Source organism: Mesorhizobium sp. M7A.F.Ca.MR.362.00.0.0, assembly GCF_004023175.1.
In the GTDB taxonomy this organism is placed as follows: Bacteria; Pseudomonadota; Alphaproteobacteria; order Rhizobiales; family Rhizobiaceae; genus Mesorhizobium.
Genome location: NZ_RZTF01000699.1, coordinates 1 through 1,618 on the forward strand (window position 1 = coordinate 1; position 1,618 = coordinate 1,618).

2 protein-coding genes are annotated in these 1,618 nt (G+C 63.7%); one reads left to right on the plus strand and one right to left on the minus strand.

Annotated features, from left to right (window positions below; translation table 11 throughout):
- Positions 1-562, plus strand: a 562-nt coding sequence (locus EOC06_RS36930; protein WP_164898987.1) for a DMT family transporter, incomplete at its 5' end; no start/stop codon positions are given.
- A gap of 12 nt (positions 563-574) precedes the next feature.
- On the opposite strand, the gene EOC06_RS36935 is transcribed toward EOC06_RS36930, so the two are convergent.
- A partial coding sequence (locus tag EOC06_RS36935; RefSeq protein WP_164898988.1) for an AI-2E family transporter occupies positions 575-1,618 on the minus strand: 1,044 nt, incomplete at its 5' end.

Sequence of the window (1,618 nt, forward strand, 5' to 3'; positions counted from 1 at the left end):
GCTTTCATGGGTGTTCCTGAAGGAGCGGCCGCGGCCGCTGACCTTTGCGGCATTGGCCATGATGATTGTCGGCGTCGTCATCATCGTCGGCGATTCCGTCGGCACCGGACATCTGTTCGGCGACCTGATGGCGTTGTGTTCGGCCTTTCTGATCGCCTGCGCCATCACCATCTCGCGCGCCAGCGGCAAGGATATGGGCTTTACCTCACTGATCGGCGTCGTCCTGCCCTTCGGGCTGGCGGCGTTCATGGTCTCCAACACCGGCTTTCAGGTGGAGGCGCCCTGGTGGATCATCCTCAACGGCGCCGTCGTCATGCCGATAGCGTTCTTCTGCCTTGCCGCCGGGCCGAAATACATTTCGGGCCCTGAAGTGGCGATGTTCTACCTGCTCGAAACCGTGCTGGCGCCGGTCTGGGTGTGGATGATCTTTGCCGAAACACCGACGCGCAACAGCCTGATCGGCGGCGCGATCCTGATCGTCACGCTGATCGCGCATTCGCTGTGGCAGCTTCACGAGGGACGCAAGCGGCGTGGCGACCTTGCGGTGCGACATCCGGTCTAAGGCGCGTTGAGATCAGGCGCTGGCCTTCTTCGCCACGTCGGGTTCCGGCAGGACCTCGATTTGCGGACCGGCTTCAATTTCGGCTGGCGAGCCCGGGACGATTTCATCGGCCATTTCCACCTCGCGAAGCCATTCGCGCCAGATCGCGACCAGCAGGGCCATCAGCACCGGGCCGATAAACAGGCCGAGAAATCCCATGGTCTTGACGCCGCCGATCAGGCCGAAAAAGGTCGGCAGGAAGGGCAGTTTTATCGGCCCGCCGACGAGCTTCGGGCGCAGTGTCTTGTCGACGATGAACAGTTCGACCGCACCCCAGAGGAACAGTGCCAGCCCGGCCATCGGCGAGCCGCTGGCGGCCAGATAGATCGAGACCAGCGTGAACGACAGTGGCGCACCGCCAGGGATCAGCGCCATGACGCCGGTCAAGGCGCCAAGCGTGACCGGCGACGGCACGCCGGCCAGCCAGTAGGCGATGCCCAGCACCAGGCCTTCGCCGATGGCGATCACGGTCATGCCGGTCACGGTCGACGAGATCGTCGCGGGCACGACGCGCGAAATCCGTTCCCATCTGGTCGGCAGGATGCGTTCGCCGAGACGGTCGACCTGGCCGGCAAAATGCTCGCCGTCGCGATAGGCGAAGAACAACGCGATCATCATGAACAACAATGTCAGGAGCAAGCCGAAAGCGCTGCCGCCGGCGGCCAGCACACCGCGATAGATGCTGCCGATGTTAGCGCCGCTGACCAGCTGGATCAGTTCACCAATGCCGCCGGGATGGCCGAAATTGGTCGTCCACTGCTGGTTCAGCCACTCGCCCACGACAGGCATGGTGGCGATCCAGTGCGGTGTCACCGCGCCATGACGGTTGGTCTCGATCGCCCAGGCGACCCATTCGCGGACCTCGTTGATCGCATAGGTGCCGGCGAGCGCGATCGGGATCACCAGGAAGGCTAAGATGAAGAGGATGGCTAAGGTCGCGGCGATGGTGCGGTTGCCACTGACCGCGACAAGCAGGCGGCGGTAAAGCGGCCAGCTTGCGAAAGCGATGACGAGCGC